Origin of the sequence: Brasilonema octagenarum UFV-OR1 (genome assembly GCF_963888615.1) — a bacterium.
GTDB classification, from domain to species: domain Bacteria; phylum Cyanobacteriota; class Cyanobacteriia; order Cyanobacteriales; family Nostocaceae; genus Brasilonema; species Brasilonema sennae.
This window is the reverse complement of record NZ_CAWPKW010000194.1, coordinates 22,524-41,172: the sequence shown is the minus strand read 5'-3', so window position 1 is coordinate 41,172 and position 18,649 is coordinate 22,524. Positions and strand designations below refer to the sequence as shown.

General features: G+C 44.9%; 13 protein-coding genes and 1 pseudogene. 9 read left to right on the top strand and 5 right to left on the bottom strand.

The genetic code is table 11. The features are described from left to right. Window positions 1-87: 87 nt before the first annotated feature. Window positions 88-3,618: a two-partner secretion domain-containing protein gene (locus AC5590_RS14115; protein ID WP_169264269.1), complete on the top strand. Its 3,531-nt coding sequence runs from the start codon at window positions 88-90 to the stop codon at window positions 3,616-3,618. A 199-nt stretch (window positions 3,619-3,817) separates the two neighbouring features. Here AC5590_RS14115 and AC5590_RS14110 read toward each other — a convergent pair whose 3' ends face one another. Further along, the gene (locus AC5590_RS14110) at window positions 3,818-4,222 is read right to left on the bottom strand and encodes a CVNH domain-containing protein (protein WP_169264268.1); all 405 of its coding nucleotides are present in this window, start codon (window positions 4,220-4,222) and stop codon (window positions 3,818-3,820) included. Window positions 4,223-5,185: 963 nt separating this feature from the next. On the opposite strand from AC5590_RS14110, the gene AC5590_RS14105 reads away from it, so the two are divergent. From AC5590_RS14105 to AC5590_RS14095, 3 genes are read left to right on the top strand one after another with little or no spacing between them, the layout of a single operon-like run. Next, window positions 5,186-7,981 (top strand): CHAT domain-containing protein, encoded by a 2,796-nt coding sequence (locus AC5590_RS14105; protein WP_211178362.1) that lies wholly within the window; start codon window positions 5,186-5,188, stop codon window positions 7,979-7,981. Window positions 7,982-7,989: 8 nt separating this feature from the next. After that, the gene (locus tag AC5590_RS14100; RefSeq protein ID WP_169264266.1) at window positions 7,990-8,817 is read left to right on the top strand and encodes a DUF928 domain-containing protein; all 828 of its coding nucleotides are present in this window, start codon (window positions 7,990-7,992) and stop codon (window positions 8,815-8,817) included. A 59-nt stretch (window positions 8,818-8,876) separates the two neighbouring features. Further along, a complete protein-coding gene (locus AC5590_RS14095; protein ID WP_169264265.1) occupies window positions 8,877-11,159 on the top strand; it encodes a CHASE2 domain-containing protein in 2,283 nt (760 codons plus the stop codon). 230 nt (window positions 11,160-11,389) lie between these two features. On the opposite strand, the gene AC5590_RS14090 is transcribed toward AC5590_RS14095, so the two are convergent. Next, on the bottom strand, window positions 11,390-11,548 hold the full coding sequence (locus tag AC5590_RS14090; RefSeq protein ID WP_169264264.1) for a hypothetical protein: 159 nt from the start codon (window positions 11,546-11,548) through the stop codon (window positions 11,390-11,392). Window positions 11,549-11,736: 188 nt separating this feature from the next. Here AC5590_RS14090 and AC5590_RS14085 point away from each other — a divergent pair, with 188 nt between their 5' ends. Then, entirely contained in the window at window positions 11,737-12,468 is a 732-nt protein-coding gene (locus tag AC5590_RS14085; protein WP_169264263.1) for a hypothetical protein, read from the top strand. A gap of 34 nt (window positions 12,469-12,502) precedes the next feature. On the opposite strand, the gene AC5590_RS14080 is transcribed toward AC5590_RS14085, so the two are convergent. The 3 genes from AC5590_RS14080 to folD all read right to left on the bottom strand — a co-directional run bounded on the left by AC5590_RS14080 (window position 12,503) and on the right by folD (window position 15,014). Next, window positions 12,503-12,976: a divergent PAP2 family protein gene (locus tag AC5590_RS14080; protein ID WP_169264262.1), complete on the bottom strand. Its 474-nt coding sequence runs from the start codon at window positions 12,974-12,976 to the stop codon at window positions 12,503-12,505. 119 nt (window positions 12,977-13,095) lie between these two features. Further along, entirely contained in the window at window positions 13,096-14,022 is a 927-nt protein-coding gene (crtE, locus tag AC5590_RS14075; protein WP_169264261.1) for a geranylgeranyl diphosphate synthase CrtE, read from the bottom strand. Between the two features lie 113 nt (window positions 14,023-14,135). Further along, window positions 14,136-15,014 carry a bifunctional methylenetetrahydrofolate dehydrogenase/methenyltetrahydrofolate cyclohydrolase FolD gene (folD, locus tag AC5590_RS14070; protein ID WP_169264260.1) on the bottom strand — a complete coding sequence of 293 codons (879 nt, stop codon included), beginning with the start codon at window positions 15,012-15,014 and terminating at the stop codon, window positions 14,136-14,138. 944 nt (window positions 15,015-15,958) lie between these two features. Here folD and AC5590_RS14065 point away from each other — a divergent pair. The 4 genes and pseudogenes from AC5590_RS14065 (at window position 15,959) to AC5590_RS14050 (ending at window position 18,622) form a co-directional block, all read left to right on the top strand. After that, window positions 15,959-16,636 carry a potassium channel family protein gene (locus AC5590_RS14065; RefSeq protein WP_169264259.1) on the top strand — a complete coding sequence of 226 codons (678 nt, stop codon included), beginning with the start codon at window positions 15,959-15,961 and terminating at the stop codon, window positions 16,634-16,636. A 9-nt stretch (window positions 16,637-16,645) separates the two neighbouring features. Beyond that, window positions 16,646-17,218 carry a DUF3124 domain-containing protein gene (locus AC5590_RS14060; RefSeq protein WP_169264258.1) on the top strand — a complete coding sequence of 191 codons (573 nt, stop codon included), beginning with the start codon at window positions 16,646-16,648 and terminating at the stop codon, window positions 17,216-17,218. A gap of 25 nt (window positions 17,219-17,243) precedes the next feature. Then, a pseudogene (locus AC5590_RS14055) lies at window positions 17,244-17,369 on the top strand (DNA starvation/stationary phase protection protein Dps); the annotation flags it as partial. Between the two features lie 536 nt (window positions 17,370-17,905). After that, a complete protein-coding gene (locus AC5590_RS14050) occupies window positions 17,906-18,622 on the top strand; it encodes a pirin family protein (RefSeq protein ID WP_169264257.1) in 717 nt (238 codons plus the stop codon). Window positions 18,623-18,649: the final 27 nt, after the last annotated feature.

Below are 18,649 nucleotides of genomic sequence, written 5' to 3'. Positions count from 1 at the left end.
GTAACAAACGCTCAGAAGAGCTATTATTGAAGCATTTGTAGCTAGTGCCTGAGTTGTCGTTAGGGATGCAGGGAGCGAAACGGCGCAATGAACGTATGGGATCTGAAATCATGGTTCTTAATTGGCAGTGCTTTGAGTGTGCTTCACTGTGCCCAACCCATCGCCGCTCAAGTCGTTCCCGATAACACATTGCCTGCGGCAGAGCAAACACAAGTCACAGGCAACCCCAATTTCCAAATTGACGGAGGAGCAAGGCGGGGTGGCAATCTCTTCCATAGTTTCCAATCGTTTTCGATCCCGACAGGCGGTTCTGCTTTCTTCAACAATGCCCTTGATGTGCAGAACATCCTGACACGAGTCACAGGTGGATCAATCTCTAATATTGACGGCTTAATTCGAGCCAACGGGGCTGCCAATCTGTTTATGCTCAATCCCAATGGCATTCTGTTTGGTCCAAATGCCTCACTCAATATTGGCGGTTCTTTTGTTGGTACGACGGCTAATGCGATCGGCTTTCCTAATGGCGAATTTTTCAGCAGCGATGCGACTCAACCATTACCGAGTCAGTTGCTCACCATCAATCCCAATGCCTTGTTTTTCAATCAACTAGCAGCACAAGCGATCATCAACCGCTCAACTGCAAACAACCAAACCGGGCTGCAGGTGCCAGCGGGACAAAGCCTGTTGCTAGTCGGTGGCGATGTCCGGTTAGAAGGCGGGCAAATTATCAGTCCGGGCAGCCGAGTGGAGTTGGGTGGCGTAGCGGGACAGGGGATCGTGGGACTGAGTGGAACGGCGCTTGATTGGCGCTTGAGTTTTCCCGATGCTGTAGCGCGTTCAGATGTTTCCCTCAGCAACAGATCTCTTGTAGACGTGCGTGGTGAGGATGGCGGGAGCATTGCCATCACGCCTCGGAACTTAAGCTTGAGCCAAGGAAGTCTAATTTGGGTAGGAATCAAAGACGGGTTGGGCAACGCTAGAGCGCAAGCGGGAGATATGCAGCTTGATGCCACAGGAGCAATCAGGATAGCTGATGATAGCTTCATCGCCAGCCAAGTGGGTCCTGGAAGTACGGGTAATGCAGGTAACATCAACATCACGACTGGGTCGCTTTTTGTTACAGAAAATGCTCAAATAGGTTCCAACACACAGGGGCAGGGGAATGCAGGCAGTATAAATATTAATGCCCGCGATACGGTTTCTTGGGATGGCAATGGTGTCATAGGCGGCACTGCAGTATACCCAACGGGTGTCGGTAACGCTGGCGATTTCAACATCACTACAGGATCACTTTTTGTCAAAAACGGTGCTCGACTGGGTTCGGTCACCAGAGGACAGGGAAATACAGGCAGTATAAATATTAATGTCCGTGATACAGTTTCTATGGATGGTGTCGCGGATGGTTACAGCAGTTTAATAGGCAGTGGCGTGGACCCAACTGGTGTTGGTAACAGTGGTGGTATCAACATCACTACGGGGTCGCTGTCTCTCACCAATAACGCTCAAGTGGCATCTTACACGCAAGGACAGGGAAACACAGGTAGAGTGAATATTAATGCCCGCGATCGCGTCTTCTTGGATGGTACTGTAATCAACGGCTCCGGCAGTGCTATATACAGTGGCCCGTACCCAGGTGGTGTCGGAAACAGTGGTGGTATCAACATCACTACGGAGTCGCTATCTCTCACCAATGGCGCTACACTGAATTCTAATAATTTTCAGGCAGTCGGTAAAGCTGGCGATATCAACATCACGGTAGGATCGCTGTCTCTCACAGGAGGTTCTCAACTGCTGTCCAATGTCTCTGGACAGGGAGATGCAGGCAGCGTAACTATCAATGCCCGCGATCGCGTCTCCATTGATGGTGCTGCGTATGGAGGCTTCATAAGCGGTATTATAACGCAAGTGAATTCAGGAGCTGTCGGTCAAGGAGGAAATGTTACGATCACAACGAGTTCTCTGTCTTTGACCAACGGGGGTTTTATAAGCAGCGCTAATTTAGGTGCGATAGGCAATGCTGGGAGCGTAACCATTAACGCTCGTGACTCCGTACAAATTAGTGGCACAGCCCTTGTCCCTGTAACTGATAGCGACATCCGCAGTACGGTATCTACCTTAGTGGGTCCAGGAGCTGTGGGAAGTGGAGGAGACGTGAGCATCACGACAGAATCTCTATCGGTTTCCAACCAAGGGAGAATCATCACAAATACTTCGGGGCAAGGCAGGGCAGGAAATATTCAGATTCAAGCCAGCGGTAGTGTCGCCTTTAATGGGGGAGATGCCATCAGCACGCTTGAGCCAAGTGGAACGGGCAGAGGAGGCAATATTGATATCACCGCGCTTACGCTCTCAGTTTTGAATAACGCTCAACTCTCTGCTGCCACCGCTGGCGACGGAGGTGCTGGCAATATTACAGTCAGTGCTGATACAGTGGGTTTGAGCGGTGGCGGGCGACTGCTGACGACGACTTCTAGTCGCGCTCATGCTGGCGACATCACAGTTAATACTCCTTCTTTGCAACTGGCTGGGGCAAGCAGTGGTTTGTTTGCCGGAACCACCAGTGCTGGAGATGCCGGTAACTTGACGATTCAGCCACGCTTAAACGGGCAAAGTGTGCGGGTGAATCTTCAAGACGGGGCGCAAATCTCTGCCTCTACTTCTAGCAATGGTAATGGGGGACGGCTGACGATTACTGCCCCAGAGTCGATTACTCTGACTGGCAATGGTTCGATTATTGCTGCCGGAACGGGTAGCAGCGGTAATGGCGGCAACTTAAATCTCCAAACCGGTACCCTTGGCATTCAAAACCAAGCACAAGTAACAGTCAGCAGTTCGGGCACAGGCAGTGCAGGCAATTTGTTTGTGGATGCGAATCGCATCTATCTCAACAATTCTGGCAGTATCCGGGCAGATACGACTGGAGGTGGAGGCAATATCAATTTGGGTTCGCGCCTGATTGTGTTACGCAATAACAGTAACATCACGACGAACGCCACAGGCAGCAACATTCCTGGTGGCAACATCGCGATTGATACGCGGTTTATAGTTGCTGTCCCTAAAGAAGATAGTAATATCAGCGCCAATTCTCAAGATTTTCGCGGCGGCAATGTCAGCATCAATGCATTTTCTCTGTTCGGCATTCAACCGCGTCCTCAACTCACGCCCAGTAGCGACATCACCGCCACTGGAGCAACCGACGCCTTAAATGGCACAATCGATATCACCAGAGCAGAAATTGACCCGACTTCTGGTTTAGTTGAATTACCGATTAACTTGGTAGATTTATCCCGCCTGATTGCCCAAGGTTGTCCTGCAAACCAGGGCAATTCTTTCGTGATCACCGGGCGGGGTGGTTTACCTCCGACTGTGGAACAACAATTAGACGATGACGCCGAGTGGCAAGACCGACGCCTGTTAACAGTTGCTGAGCAAAATCCAAACTCCACACGCGACAGCCGAACGACTCACACCCCAAACCCCAAATCCTACACCCCAATCATTGAAGCAACCGGATGGCAGAGAACTTCTAGTGGAGAAATCTTTCTGGTTGCGACCACACCTGAACCTACGGTGCAACATTCGTTGAAGCAGCCTGTTAACTGCATTGGCAAGCATTGACATCCTGCCGCCGCTGATTCAGAGTACCGGGCGTTGCTGAATTAGGGTATTAATTGTCATTCTGTTAGCTTCTTCGCCGTAAGCCCCTCGCTATAAAGGAAGTTCTGGCAGTGTTGAAAAACGCGCCAGAAGCCCACACCTTATCTGTACTCAGATAGGTGTGGGTAGTTCACCGCAGCGGACAGTAGTTTTTTTCTCCTCATTCCTTATTAACTAAAACTCCATTATTGTTGCCAATGTCATTCAGTATAAGTGAAGTATTTCTTTCGGCTCCATTTCCTGCTCGACAAGTAGCTGATAATGTATCGTTTTTAATCTGAATATCTCTGCAAGTACTGAAATAATTAGATTTCTTTCCTCGTTGAAATACTAAGGTTCCATTAACATTATTAATTCCTTCTAATATCAGACTTGTAGCGCTCTCAGAACCATCCTGTCTGCGACAAATTGCTTGGAGTAAATCATTACGAACACTAATTTGTCTACAGCTTGAGAAAAAAGTTGATGGTTTAGCTGATGCACTCGAAATATGTAGTACAATTCCAGTAATAGAAGTTAGAGTCAAAAGTCCTACTGAAGACAGTTTTTTGTTGAACTTAAACATATTTTCTCCTTAGAATTTTGGCTTGTTTGTTTAGCTTATACTTACTAACAAGTACAGTGAGGAAAAGGCGATTTGCTTGCTATATATGAAGCATGAGCAATTAGGTAAATTCAAGAGATCGCTAAAAATGAGTGAGAATCTCCAAAAAAGTTACAAAAAAACACCAAGACTAAAAATATCTCAAAAAAATCTTTCTTCTCCTTATCAGTTGAGGCTGTAGGTGGCGTTGCAACTGCTCTTACCAGAATCTGAGTTGGAACAAAGCTCCAGCACCCACAATCTTCTTCAGGTCACAGTCCATCGGTGAGATATTAAGATAATCTTACTTTTGTCAATTAGAAATTATGCTGAACATTTGGAGAAGTAAAAAGTATTAAGTTAAACTTTGTACTTAACATATGGGTCAAAAATGAATGATGCGTATTAAGATTACGCCATAGGCGTAGCCTCAAGCCTCCGGCTTATCGCCTGCTCAAAAATTATGTTGACAACCCCGACTTTTTGCTATTTCTTAAGCATTATTGCTTATTGACAAATTGTATCCGACCTTAAAATCTCACCAATGTCAGAGGATGAATACCGCTGACGTCTAAAAACCTTAACTCAGATATTGCATCTACATTGTTATCAATGTTTGCATGAATTCAATATAGCCAATTGGCTCCAAGAAATCGCCCACTCAAAGTTGAAACTTTTTACAATAGAATGATTGATAAATCAGTCCATCTTAAGATGGAAGATTGGCTCCAACTCAAGGATATAATACAATGTAGTTTGTATATCAGTATGCAGTCCCTTGTCATTCATGTGGTTTTGAGATTGACCGCTATTTGAACGCGGCAAGAAATATATCAAAATACGCGGCAAGTTCTGTCGTGTCCATCTGTGGACGAGGTGCTGCTGACAGTCTCGGTTGAACAGGAAGTTTTTGCTCTTCAAATGTTAATAAAAAAGGAACGGCACTTGAACAGGCGAATTCATCAGGGAAAGTCCGTATTGCACAGCCTCTTCCTAAAAAGGGGATGGCTGACATTTGTTCGAGTCGCTTTGGTGGGACTCGTCATCACTATCAGCCTCCATGCCTCAATTGCTGTTGCAGTAGATAGGACTAGCAACTGGATGAAGGGCGAGAATAAAAGGCAGCAGGTAGAAATTACCTCAAATTCCTTTGAGCCCTCTGGGACTTCTGCTTCACCTGCTCAACTCGTGCAACAAGCAGAAGACCGTTATCAAGCAGGACAATATACAGAGGCGATCGCTCTTTGGCAACAAGCAGCGACAATTTATGACAGCAAAGGCGATCCCCTCAATCAAGCAGTCGTTCTCAGCTTCCTTGCCACAGCCTTTGAAGACCTGGGACAGTGGACTCAAGCAAATGAAGCGAGCAACAAGGCAATTTCGCTGGTAAACGCTCAAAATACACCCCACAATCTGGATACTTCACGCGTTCTCGCCCAAGTCCTTACCGTTCAAGGAAAATTACAACTGGCTCAAGGCAAAGCCTCAGAAGCCCTGCAAACTTGGCAAAATACTGAAGCGGCTTACCGGAAAGCGAATGATGCTAACGGTATACTCGGTAGCCAAATTAACCAGGCGAGAGCCTTACAGACACAGGGACTTTATAGACGAGCCACTACTCTTCTGACTCAAGTGGAACAGTCGCTTCAAAACCAGCCCGATTCGCGTCTCAAGGTGACTAGTTTGCGAAACCTTGGCAAGGTTTTGAGATTAGTTGGCAATCTTGCTCAATCTCGGAGTGTCTTGCAGCAAAGCTTGGCGATCGCCGAGAAACTCCGAGACAAAATGCAAGTTCCCTCAAATCAATTCGCCTCAGATATCAGTGGCATTTTGCTGAATTTGGGAAACACTGCTCGTGCCCAAGGACAGATAGATAGTGCTTTGACATATTACCACAAAGCAGTAACCACTGCTCCCTCGCTCACGGCAAAAACTCAAATTCAGCTTGTGCAGTTAAGCTTGCTGGTTGAAGCAAGTCGATGGGCGGAAGCTCAAAACTTGTTGCCTCAAATTCAATCTCAGCTTGCCGAGTTACCACCAAGTCGCCTGAGCGCTTATGCTCGAATTAATTTGGCTCAAAGCTTAGTGAAGATGAGGAGCAAGGCAGGGGAAGTAGGAGAGGCAGTGCGGGATTGTCCCAAGTCGAGTAACTGCCGTGGAGTTGGGGAACCTTTATCCTCTCATCTTCTCAGTACCTCAGCTCAGGAACTAGCCACTGCTGTCCAGGAAGTTCGCACCCTTGGCGATCGCCGTGCCGAATCCTATGCCCTTGGTACTTTAGGAAACCTGTATGAAAGTACTCACCAATGGATTAGCGCTAAAAACCTTACAAAACAAGCCCTCAGCTTGGCTCAGTCAATTAATGCAGATGACATTGCTTACCAGTGGTATTGGCAGTTAGGACGGATTTTTTGTCAAGGCACACAGCCGTGTACCTCCACGGGAAATCTGCAAAATGCAACCTCTGCGTATGCAGAAGCAGTCAAAACGCTGCAATCTCTCCGTAGTGATCTCGTCGCCATCAATCAAGATGTACAGTTTTCGTTTCGGGAAAACGTAGAACCTGTTTATCGACAGTTTGTTGAGCTTTTGCTTACCCCATCTCCCCAAAGTTCGGGAGGTGAACCCAGCCAGAAAAACCTGAAACAAGCTCGCGAGGTCATCGAAGCGTTGCAGTTAGCAGAACTCGACAACTTCTTCCGAGAAGCATGTGTCAATGCTCGTCCTGTACAAATTTACCAGATTGATCGACAAGCTGCTGTCATTTATCCGATCATTCTGCCCAATAAGTTCGCTGTTATCTTGTCCTTGCCTAACCAACCTTTGCGTTATCACCAGATACCTTTGGCTCAAACAAAAGTCGAGCAAATTTTAAACCAAATGCGCCAATCTTTGAGACCCACAGCTTTTGTAGAAGATTGGTTGCCTGTTGCCCAAGAAGTTTATAATCTGGTGCTGCGTCCTCAAAAGTCTCAGTTAGAAGCAAGTGGCGTAAAAACGCTTGTGTTTATCCCAGATGGCTTACTTCGCAATCTGCCTATGGCAACGCTCCACGATGGTCAGCAGTATCTCATTGAGAAGTATAGCATTGTGCTAACCCCCGGTTTACAACTGCTTGAACCCCAATCTCTAGAAAGCCAACGGCTCAAAGGACTATTGGCAGGGATAAGTCAAGCTCGTCAGAGTTTTCCAGCTTTACCGAATGTTGCGGTTGAAATTAACCAAATTGAAGCAAAAATTCCCGCTCAGGTGCTTCTCGATCAATCATTTACCAATCGGATCTTCCAAAATCGGGTTAATTCGACTCCTGTGTCAATCGTTCACCTGGCAACGCATGGTCAGTTTAGTTCTAATGCTGACGATACGTTTATCTTGACCTGGGATGGACGTATTAACGTTAAACAATTGGATCAACTGCTGCGTTCTAGAGAGGGAAAACTCAGCCCAATCGAATTGCTAGTACTCAGCGCCTGTCAAACGGCAGCTGGTGATCAGCGGGCTGGATTAGGAATGGCTGGTTTTGCTGTGCAATCAGGAGCACGAAGTACTATCGCCTCCTTGTGGTCGGTAAGCGATGGCTCCACAGCATCGCTGATGATTTCATTCTATCGAGAGTTAAGTAAGCCTGGTGTTACAAAAGCCGAAGCTCTGCGTCGTGCTCAAGTTGCTTTGTTGCACCAAGATAATTACAATTCTCCTTATTATTGGGCACCGTTTGTTCTCCTAGGAAATTGGCTGTAATAAACGCTATGTATTACATAAAACCCTTATTGTGTGCCGCTTCCCTTGGAGTTGCCCTGGCTGTAGAATTGGCAATCGCTCCCTCGTCGGCAATGCCTATCGCACCCAATGTTCTGGCAGCAGAACTGGATGCACATGAACAGCCGCAAATATCAAAGGTCAAGAATGCAAAGCCCAAGCCAAGCAATCCTCCTCCACCTCCTCCACCGAAGAATCCTGATAGTTCAGCACCAGGAGGACGGCGTGACCGAACTACTTGTCCTCAGGATACTGAAGCGGTAACAACAGGTTCATCGCTGACTGCTCTGGGCCCAACAACCAAACCAGGCTTAACTCTAGCAGAGCGTCCAATATTTCTCGTATACGTACCAAAAACCAGCGCTAAAACAGCAGAATTCAGTTTACGTAATCAAAATGGTAGCGGTGTATATCGGACAACGGTTACCTTGACTAAGACTCCTGACATTGTCACGATCAGCTTACCATCTAACGCACCACCTCTAGAGATTAAGAAGCGATACACGTGGTCATTTGCAGTCATTTGCAACCCGAGCGATCGCATTAAAGATCAATTTGTCACAGGCACCGTTCAACGAACCGAACTCGAGCCAACTCGCTTGCGCCAAATTGAGCAAGCACCTCTCAAACAACGCTTTTTATTATACCAGAAAGATGACATTTGGTACGACGCTCTCCCCATCCTATTGGAGCTACGGCGCAGCCAACCCAATGACTCAAGTATCAGCGCAGCCTGGCGCGAATTTCTGCAATCTGCTGGAGTCGATGTCATGATTGATGACAAGTTAAAAGACAATAAATTAAAAGATAATAAGTAAAACAAGGATAATTAACTTAAACACCAGAGAAAACTCGCCAAGGCGATCGCATTCATCTTATGTGGGCAAAGCTGAAACGGCAAATTTGGCGATGGCGCGGGGTGCTGATAACTGTTCCCAGCATTACTGGAGGATTGCTGATTTTGGGCTTAACAGGTGCATTACAGTTCATGGAGTTAGTAGCGCTTGACCAGATGTTTCGTCTACGCCCCTTTGAACCTCCCGATCCTCGGATTGTCCTGGTTACGGTTGATGAATCGGATATTAAGCAGCTAAGACAATGGCCTATGTCTGATGCAGTGCTAAGTCGCTTAATCTCATTGCTCAAACAACAGCAGCCCAGAGTCATTGGTCTTGATATATTTCGAGATTTACCTGTAGAGCCTGGTCATCAAGAGTTAGTTAACGTTTTCAAGTCTACACCCAATCTAATTGGAATTGAGAAAGTGATTAAAACGGCTCAAGGTGAAGTTATTCAACCATCGCCCATCTTAAAACAGCGTGGTCAAGTTAGTGCAAGTGATCTCTTGTTAGATGCTGATGGAAGGATTCGCCGCAGTTTGCTGTATTTGAGAACTCAAGATAATCAATCCATATTAACGCTTGGAACAAAATTAGCGTTTGCATATCTTGAGGGTGAAGGCATCACCCGCCAACCCGTTAACTCTAATCAGAATCAGTTTCGGTTGGGTCGAGCAGTATTCACTTCCTTGCAACCAAATGACGGAGGTTATATTGGTGTTGACAATGGAGGATACCAAATATTATCAAACTTCCCCAGGTTTAGGAATGGCTTCCGCACAATTTCGATCACGGATGTGTTAAAGGGACGAATGCCACGGCATTTTGTGCGCGATCGCATTGTCATCATTGGGTTAATCGCAGAGAGCGTTGAAGACCGCTTTTTCACATCTTACACCACTAACTCAATTGCAGCACCTGCTGGTGTTCAAGTTCACGCTTTGTTAACGAGTCAATTGCTAAGTGCTGCCGAATATGGACGCCCTCTACTGCATGTTTGGTCAGAACCCTTGGAGTGGCTGTGGATCATTCTTTGGTCAATAATAGGATCTGTCATAGGTTGGACATCTGTTTCTCCTCAACGGACAGCATCTGGAGTTATTTTCTTTGGCATTGCTCTTTTAATCAGTGCATATGTGCTGTTTCTAGCAGGTTGGTGGCTTGTTATCATTCTACCCCTCCTTGCTCTTGTAGGATCTGCCATTACGAGCAATGGCTACCTGATGTGGGAGAATCTCAAGGAGTATGCACGAACCCTAGAACAAAAAGTGGAAGAGCGTACCCTGAGATTAAAACAGGAAATCGTTGAACGAAAACAGGCACAAGAAACGCTTAGTCAGCAGAAACAACTCTTACAAACAATCGTTGACAATATCCCTGTGATGATTACGCTTCATGATAGACAGGGGCGAGTAGAGTTCGTTAATCGTCAGCTAGGACAGATATTAGGGTGGTCAACCACAGATTTGAATAATATTGACTTGATTGCTGAATCCTGCTTTGATAAGGAGCAGCGTCAGCAAGTTTTAGACCATATGTTAGCGGCTACTGGGACATGGTTAGACGTAAAAATTAGAACAAAAGACGATAACTTTGTAAACACCTCTTGGGCAAATGTTCAGTTTTGTGATCGCCTGTTTGTTGGTATTGGACAAGATATTACTGAACGGCTTGACGCCGCGCTACGCGAACGTAAATTGGCTGAGCAATCATCTATTCTTGAAGAACGCAACCGTATGGCACGGGAAATTCACGATACCCTAGCGCAAGCTTTTACTGGTATTCTGCTTCATGTTGGAGCAGCAAGTGAGCTGATTGGGAAAAATCCAGATGCTGTACAGGTACACATGGAAACTGTAGATGAGTTGGCTCGCACTGGTCTGGCTGAAGCCCGACGATCTGTTGCTGCACTCCGTCCTCAACTGCTAGAAGAAGGGAACTTGTATAATGCTCTCAACCGTCTTACGAGTCAAATGAAATCTTCCACGGATATCCACCTCCATTGTGAGGTGATTGGCACGGCATATCCTCTATCACCAAATGTTGAGAACAACTTACTGCGGATTGGACAAGAAGCATTGACAAATGCTATTAAATATGCTCAAGCCCATGAAATCTGTATTGAGTTGGTGTATGAACACAAGCAGTGTCTTTTGCGAGTTAAAGACGATGGACAGGGGTTTGAGATTGACAATATATCGTTTAGAGGTTTTGGTTTGTTAGGGATGAGTGAACGGACTGAACGCATTGGAGGTGAATTAATTATCAACACTCAACCCACTCAAGGTACGGAAGTCGTCGTGATTGTGAACCGAGAGTAGGCGTCATAAATGTCACCAGATTTAAAATTTGTCAGAGTCTGGAAGCATCAGCGAGTAATTTAAGCCCTGTTAAATACTTCTGTGCAAAAGAAAATCAAGACTTAGGGGACTTCCAAAAAATATCCAATCATCAATAATGATAATCATTGTGATGGAGGGGAGCCACTGCGTTGGAGAGCCAGCGCGAATGACGGCTCTCCAACGCCAGATACCTACGGAGGGAGACCCTCCTATGGCACAAAGTGCCACGCTGCGCGAACAGTACTGGCTCCTCCGTAGGCGTCTGGCGTCCGGCTTTCCCGGCTTGTTCGCATGATTGCGTCTCCCCTTGGGAGATAGCATGTGGCGTTTTCCCGACAGCCAGGCATCTGGCGAACCCGAAGGGTCATTAGTTATTGGACTATAAACTACTGACTAATAGCTACTATAGGATTCCTATTTGATTTTTGAACGGAACTCAGTAAAGTTTATCTTCTCAGTTAAGCGTTAAGCGTTCCCTACCTCAACTAGTAACTTCGTAAACCAAATCGGATTCCTATAAATACATTAATTTTTATCAAACAATTAAGAAAAGTTTATGTATAAGAGTGTTGTTCAGAAATTTCAGATATCAAATACTTTAGTGAGTAGTTTATTGCTAGCTATTGTCGGGTTAAGTGCTAGCATAAATTCTGCTTCTGCTCAACAACAAAATATTCCTGTCTGTCAACCTCCCAATTCAGGTGAGTATCTTTTGTTAGTCAGTAGTCCGACGACAGAGAATCAGAAGCAGTTACGTCAAGCTTTACCGTCTAACACTAAGATAAGCACTTGTAGATATATCAAAAATACAGTCACACGAATTGGTGGGTTTAACAAGATAGATGATGCTAATAGTTGGGCGAGGTATATCAAGAATATAGTCGGGTTATCTGCTTTTGTCTCTACTCGACCGTCATCAGAAGTGGCACAGAAACCCTCTACCGTAGCACAGAAACCGCCTACAGTCACACAAAAACCGCCCACAGCGACACAAAAACCACCTACTCAGACAGTAAGCAGCTATAAACCCGAACGTTTGGGAGAGGGTTTGGCTGTATTAGTAGATTACTATAACCGTCCTGAAATGGCGAACAAAGTACGGGAAGTCGTTAAGGGAGACGTAGGTTTTGTTTCCTACGGAGAACGTCCTTATTTGCTGGCGGTTTACACGACGAATCAAAAAGAAGCATACAGCACACTGCAAAAGTTGAGCGAACGAGGTTTTTTTGCCGTAGTTGTAGATAGTCGCAAAGTTATGCTACTGCGCTCATCTGTGCGTTTGCAGTAGCTTGGAGCAAAATACAGTCAGGTTTTTTGGTTGATTATGGACTGACAACCAACACGCCGGTTGATTTAGCCAACCACGAGATAGTTATACCCAACGCCGAACCAACAATCACCTGGACAGGTGTATGTCCCAGTAATTCTTTGAGGCGATCGCCATCAAACTCTGGGTGTTCGTGAAACAATTCATCAATCATCTGATTAAGGATACGGGCTTGCTTTCCAGCAGCTTGACGAACTCCTGCGGCGTCATACATGACGATAATCGCAAAAACCATTGCCAGTGCAAATTCCGCAGAACCCCAACCAAGAGTTTGCCCGACTCCAGTTGCAAGAGCTGTTACTAGTGCAGAATGTGCACTAGGCATTCCTCCAGTTGTGACTAAAACTCTAACATTTAGCTTACGATTCTTGAGTAGTTCGATGACAAGCTTTAATGCTTGAGCCATCAAACAAGCTCCTAAAGCAACCCACAACACTCGGTTTTCTAATATGTCGCCTATATCCTGCATGCTATTTTGATCAGATGAAAAGTTATGAGTTGTGAATGATGAATTATGAACAGAGATATGAATTCTGAATGACATATTATATAATGCCCTGCTTATATCATTCATCATTCATGATTTATTTAATTTTTACGACTCGTGATAAAGTGTGCTAATTCCTTTAATGGCAAAGCTTTATCTCCAAAAGATTCTAATTCTGCACAAGCTTCCTCTACAAGCTGCTGAGCTTTTTGTTTTGATTCTTCGAGTCCCCAAAGACTAGGATACGTCACTTTTTGAGCCTGTAGGTCTTTACCAGCAGTTTTGCCCAATTGCTCGTCGGTTTGAGTGATATCTAGAATGTCATCAATAATTTGAAAAGCAAGCCCAATATTTTCGGAATAGTGAGACAGCCGCTGCACTTCTGTTGATGATGCTCCTGCTATTATCCCACCACAGACAACACAAGCTTCTAAAAGAGCACCTGTTTTGTGCCGATGAATGAAATTCAACGTTTCTACCGAGATATCTGTCTTTCCTTCTGACTCTAAATCAAGCACTTGACCACCAACCAAGCCTGTAGCTCCCGTCGCATGACCCAAACGAGCAATAACCTGTACAACTCGCTCTAGTGGTACATTATGAGTCTGAGTGACTACATACTCAAATGCGTAGGCTAACAACCCGTCCCCAGCTAAAATCGCAATGTCATCACCATAAACTTTGTGATTTGTCAACTTACCGCGACGGTAATCATCATTATCCATTGCTGGCAAGTCGTCGTGAATGAGCGACATTGTGTGGATCATCTCCACAGCACAAGCGGTAGCCATTGCCATATCAATGGTACCACCCATCATCTCACAGGCCGCAAGGCAAAGAATAGGGCGCAAACGTTTACCTCCAGCCATGAGCGAGTAGCGCATTGCTTCGTAAATCTTTTCTGGATAACGGATGGAAATAGATTTATCCAAAGCAGCTTCACAAAGGTTTTGTCGCTCTTTGAGATAAGCTCGTAAGTCAAATTTGGCTTGCTGTGGAGTTTTTTGAATGTTATCAGCTGTTACCATTCTTAAATTCCTTAGTGTTGTGTTATATACGTAACAATTTTACGGGAAAGAGTCATCCATCATTCGTTATTCGTCATTTGTTACGTTTTTAACAAATGACAAATGACATATTCCTAACTATGGGAGCGTTGACTATAGCTATTCACCGTATTTTGTAGCAACATAGCTACAGTCATCGGACCAACACCACCGGGAACTGGTGTGATAAATTCCGCAACACCAGCAATTGACTCAAAGTGGACATCACCAACCAGACGACTTTCACCGCTTGAGTGTGTCACACGATTTATGCCTACATCTACCACAACAGCACCCGGTTTCACCATCTCAGCAGTAATGAGTCCTGGACGACCTGCTGCTGCAATTAGAATATCAGCATTTGTGGTGATGGACTGCAAAGAGTGCGATCGCGAATGAGCCACAGTCACAGTCGCATCAGCCTCTAGCAGCATCAAAGCCAGTGGTTTGCCTACCAAAATACTGCGTCCTACCACTACCGCATGCTTTCCGCTCAAAGGAATACCATATTCCTGCAACAGCCGCATAACTCCCGCTGGAGTGCAGCTACGTAAACCAGGTTCTCCTCGCACCAGTCGCCCTAAGTTAATTGGGTGCAGTCCATCAGCATCTTTGTCTGGCGCGATTTGATGCAAAAGCGTTACAGCATCCAAGTGGTTGGGTAAAGGTAATTGCACGAGAATACCATCGACTCTTTGATCATGATTGAGTTCTGCAATCACTTGTTCTAGTTCTGCTTGAGTCGTTTGTGTGGGAAAATGCTTGCCAAAAGAGTCAATACCCACTTTCTGGCAAGCTCGTTCTTTGCCCCGTACGTAAGCTGCTGAGGCTGGGTTATCACCCACCATCAGCACTGCTAAACCTGGCGGGCGTCCTATTTTGGGTTGCAATTGTGTAATCGCAGCACAAAGTTCTTGCTGAATTTTGTTAGCTAAAGCTTTACCATCAAGGAGTTTGGCCGTTTTTGTTTCCATGATAATTCAAGAGAAGTACGCAAAGCGCTTTGGCGCGTTGCTATTTCATGATGATCTCGCAAAAGTGTGGAAACCGTGCGTCTTTAGACGACGGAGGAAACATGACGCGGCTAATTTATTAGCCGTTTAAATATCTATGGAACCATTACCGCCTTGGGGTTACTTGAATCGGTGTACTTTTGCGATGTACTTTCAATGGGGCAGTTACCATTTCAATTCGTTCGCCCTTTCGGGTTCGCCAGAACAAGCGTGAGGGAAACCAGGACTATGGCACAAAGTGCCACGCTGCTTTGAACAGTACTGGACTCACCTCTACGCATAACGGTTTTGCTCCGTAGAGCCTTCCCTTTCGACTACGCTCAAGGCAAGCCTTGCGGGAGTAAAGTTAGCCTAAACAATGTTATTGGTCGGTACCCTTACGGGTTGGCACTTCCTTCTCCCAAAGGGAGACGCCAAAGGCGAACAACGGGGGGAACCCCCAAGGCCGGAGTGCCTCAGTTTATCAAGAACACTGGCTTAACCCTCTAAACCTGTTTAATCTTTGATTTCTAGAGCTACAGACTGGCTTGCTTAACGGCACGCTGCGCGAACGTATCCGTAGGTAGGAACTTAAACACTTGCCCAATAACGTAGTACACAAGGTACTGAGTCGGGTCAACTAATCCTAAGACTGGAGGCTAGAAGCCCCTAGCCTTTAGGCAGGGGTGTTGACGCTTTCCTTGCAAGCAGCAAAACCACATTCATTATCTTCTCAGATTGGTTGTCTAAGAAGACTTTAGAAACCAGAATTAGTGAATGTTGCTTGTAGAAATTAAGCGCTGTACAAATTAACTATCATATGCATCACGAAATTTGGTTCTTTTCAGTGTTAACCATACCAAACTCTTTCACCTGCACAGTAGCTTGTAAAGTAAAGTAGAAGGCAAAAGTATCAAGAAGCAGTTATGTACGTGCTAATTGGTGGAGCAGGTTTGGTAGGGTTGACTTTGGCACATAAATTGGTAGAACTAGGGCATACCGTAGCTGTGATTGACTTTGATCCTAATGCTTGTCGCTATGCGCGCGAACAAGTAGGGGCAATGGCTTTTGAAGGCAGTGCTGTCAGTACAGAAGTGCTGTTAGAAGCTGGAATTCGTAAAGCCGACACTTTGGCAGCTGTCTTACGAAATGATGCCTTGAATTTGGCGATGGTAACTCTCGCCAAGCATTACCGTGTTCCCCACATTCTAACTCGGATGCGCCATTCCGATTTTGCAGAACCTTTTCGATTGGCAGGAGCTAATCATATCATCAGTACCATTGACTTGGCGGTTTCAACAATGGTAAATGCCATTGAGTATCCGCAAGTTGAATCAATCATGCATTTTGAGCAGGGGCAGATTGAGGTGCTCAAACTTTTGATTCCAAATAATTGCTATGTTGCTGGTCGTACAGTTGCCGAAGTTGCTCAAGATTCCCGGTTTCCTAATGGTTCTCTAATTATTGGCTATCAACCCCATCCCCACGAAGATTTGATGATTCCTAACGGCAGTACAGTACTCGAACCTGATTCAACTGTGCTGATTGTGACTAAACCAGGGTCGTTACATCAAGTCATTGATTTTATTGAAGGTTGTAAATGATTTTTTCTAATGAAGCTATACCCAGTTTTTTATTTAGCGATCGCTCTTATTTTACTGACATCCTGCACATCACCACAGAATCCATCGCAGTCAGAACCTGATATGAGTCAGGCAAATCAATCTCAAAAGGTGGTAACCTTAGATAAAAATTTCAAGGCAGTGATGGGTGAAACTATTTATGTTCCTATCTACTCCCACATCTATCATGGTGATAAAAAAAGAATTTTTGATTTAGCAGCGACTCTGAGTATTCGTAATACTGATTTGACCAAGCCGATCATCATTACTTCTGTGCGCTACTATGACTCGAATGGCAAACAACTTAAACAGTATTTAGAGCGCCCAATTCAACTTGACGCCCTAGCTTCTACGGATTTTGTTGTAGATAGAACTGACACTAGTGGAGGTGTTGGGGCTAACTTTCTTGTCGAGTGGGTAGCCCAAACAAAAGTTTTTCAGCCCGTGGTTGAAGCAGTTATGATTGGTACTGATTTTCAGCAAGGTATTTCTTGGATTAGTCCTGGCAAGGTTATTAAAAGTCAAAGTAATTCTAAGCAATCACCTTCTGTACAGGGTTCTTGAAAGTGATCCACGAGCTGCACAAACCATGAGCGACAAAAAGCTATCAACACGTCTATATCCAACCCGCATTGACATTCCTGCTGAGGCGCGCAAGCAAATTGTTGGAATTCTCAACCAAACTTTAGCAGCGAGTTTGGATCTCAAAACCCAAGTTAATACCAATTCTCTATGAAGTTGCACTTAATAAAGCAGAAATGATGTAATCCCATCCGCAAATCGATGCGATTGCTTCAGGAGATATAGAATCAAGAACCTGTTTTAGGTTCCGCCTTAATTCATCTAAATTAGTGCAATGTTCCCAAGACAATTCGTATAGGATTCCTCTGTAGATTTTTACGAAGCTAGGTACAGTTTATGTTCCCTATTCTCTGTTAAGCGTTCCCTACCTCAACCAGTTCGTTCATAAACCAAATCGGATTCCTATAGTTGAGTGAAAAAATAATTTAGCAGTATCTTTTTGGTAAGTACGGCACTTTTAAGTGCGTACTTTTCATTTTATATGTACATATTTTAAGATTGAAATAGTTGAAAACTAGATGCAACAAAGTAACTTTCAATAAAAATCATTCTTACCACTAAAAGACACTTTGTTCTTGCTGGCTATTGGAACCATGATTTTTAACTGGTAGCCAACAAAGATGGTTAATGTTTTTACTGCAATAAACTATCAAAATGGAGATAAAACTTATGGCTCCCAACACCAAAACTCACCTCATTCATGATAGAAATGCACGCGGTCAAACCAAAATAGGTTGGCTCGACAGTCACCACACATTTTCCTTTGGTAATTTTTACGATCCAAATCGTATGGGATTTCGTTCTCTACGAGTTATTAACGATGACCGCGTTGTTCCCGGTACTGGTTTCCCAACTCATGGACACCGCGATATGGAAATCCTCACCTATGTTCTAGAAGGAGCAGTAGAACATAAAGACAGCTTAGGAAATGGTTCAGTCATACTTCCAGGTGATGCGCAAATCATGAGCGCTGGTACTGGTATTATGCACAGCGAATACAATCCTTCTGAAACTGAGCCACTCCACCTTCTGCAAATTTGGATTCTTCCTGATCAACAAGGACTGCAACCCAGGTATGATCAAAAAACGTTTCCCATTGAAGAAAAACGTGGAAAACTACGTTTAATTGGTGCTAAAGATGGACGTGATGGTGCTATCATCATCAATCAAGATGTTGACCTATACACATCTATTTTGGAACCTGGTGACGTTATCAACTATCACCTGAAACCCAATCGTTATGCCTGGTTGCAAATAGCTCAAGGTATCGTCACCTTAAATGGAGAAGAACTCAGAGCAGGTGATGGCGTGCAAATGAGTGGCGAAGAACAACTCGAAATTAGTACCAACATTGGTGCAGAAATCTTGCTTTTCGATTTGGCGTAAGACATACCTGAAGAAATAAAAATTCTT

Coding starts and splice junctions, on each gene's coding strand:
- AC5590_RS14050 (WP_169264257.1), top strand. CDS start 17,906: ATGGCTCCCAACACCAAAACTCACCTCATTCATGATAGAAATGCACGC.
- AC5590_RS14115 (WP_169264269.1), top strand. CDS start 88: ATGAACGTATGGGATCTGAAATCATGGTTCTTAATTGGCAGTGCTTTG.
- AC5590_RS14090 (WP_169264264.1), bottom strand. CDS start 11,548: ATGACCCTTCGGGTTCGCCAGATGCCTGGCTGTCGGGAAAACGCCACA.
- AC5590_RS14085 (WP_169264263.1), top strand. CDS start 11,737: ATGTATAAGAGTGTTGTTCAGAAATTTCAGATATCAAATACTTTAGTG.
- AC5590_RS14110 (WP_169264268.1), bottom strand. CDS start 4,222: ATGTTTAAGTTCAACAAAAAACTGTCTTCAGTAGGACTTTTGACTCTA.
- AC5590_RS14080 (WP_169264262.1), bottom strand. CDS start 12,976: ATGCAGGATATAGGCGACATATTAGAAAACCGAGTGTTGTGGGTTGCT.
- AC5590_RS14100 (WP_169264266.1), top strand. CDS start 7,990: ATGTATTACATAAAACCCTTATTGTGTGCCGCTTCCCTTGGAGTTGCC.
- folD (WP_169264260.1), bottom strand. CDS start 15,014: ATGGAAACAAAAACGGCCAAACTCCTTGATGGTAAAGCTTTAGCTAAC.
- AC5590_RS14065 (WP_169264259.1), top strand. CDS start 15,959: ATGTACGTGCTAATTGGTGGAGCAGGTTTGGTAGGGTTGACTTTGGCA.
- AC5590_RS14095 (WP_169264265.1), top strand. CDS start 8,877: ATGTGGGCAAAGCTGAAACGGCAAATTTGGCGATGGCGCGGGGTGCTG.
- crtE (WP_169264261.1), bottom strand. CDS start 14,022: ATGGTAACAGCTGATAACATTCAAAAAACTCCACAGCAAGCCAAATTT.
- AC5590_RS14060 (WP_169264258.1), top strand. CDS start 16,646: ATGAAGCTATACCCAGTTTTTTATTTAGCGATCGCTCTTATTTTACTG.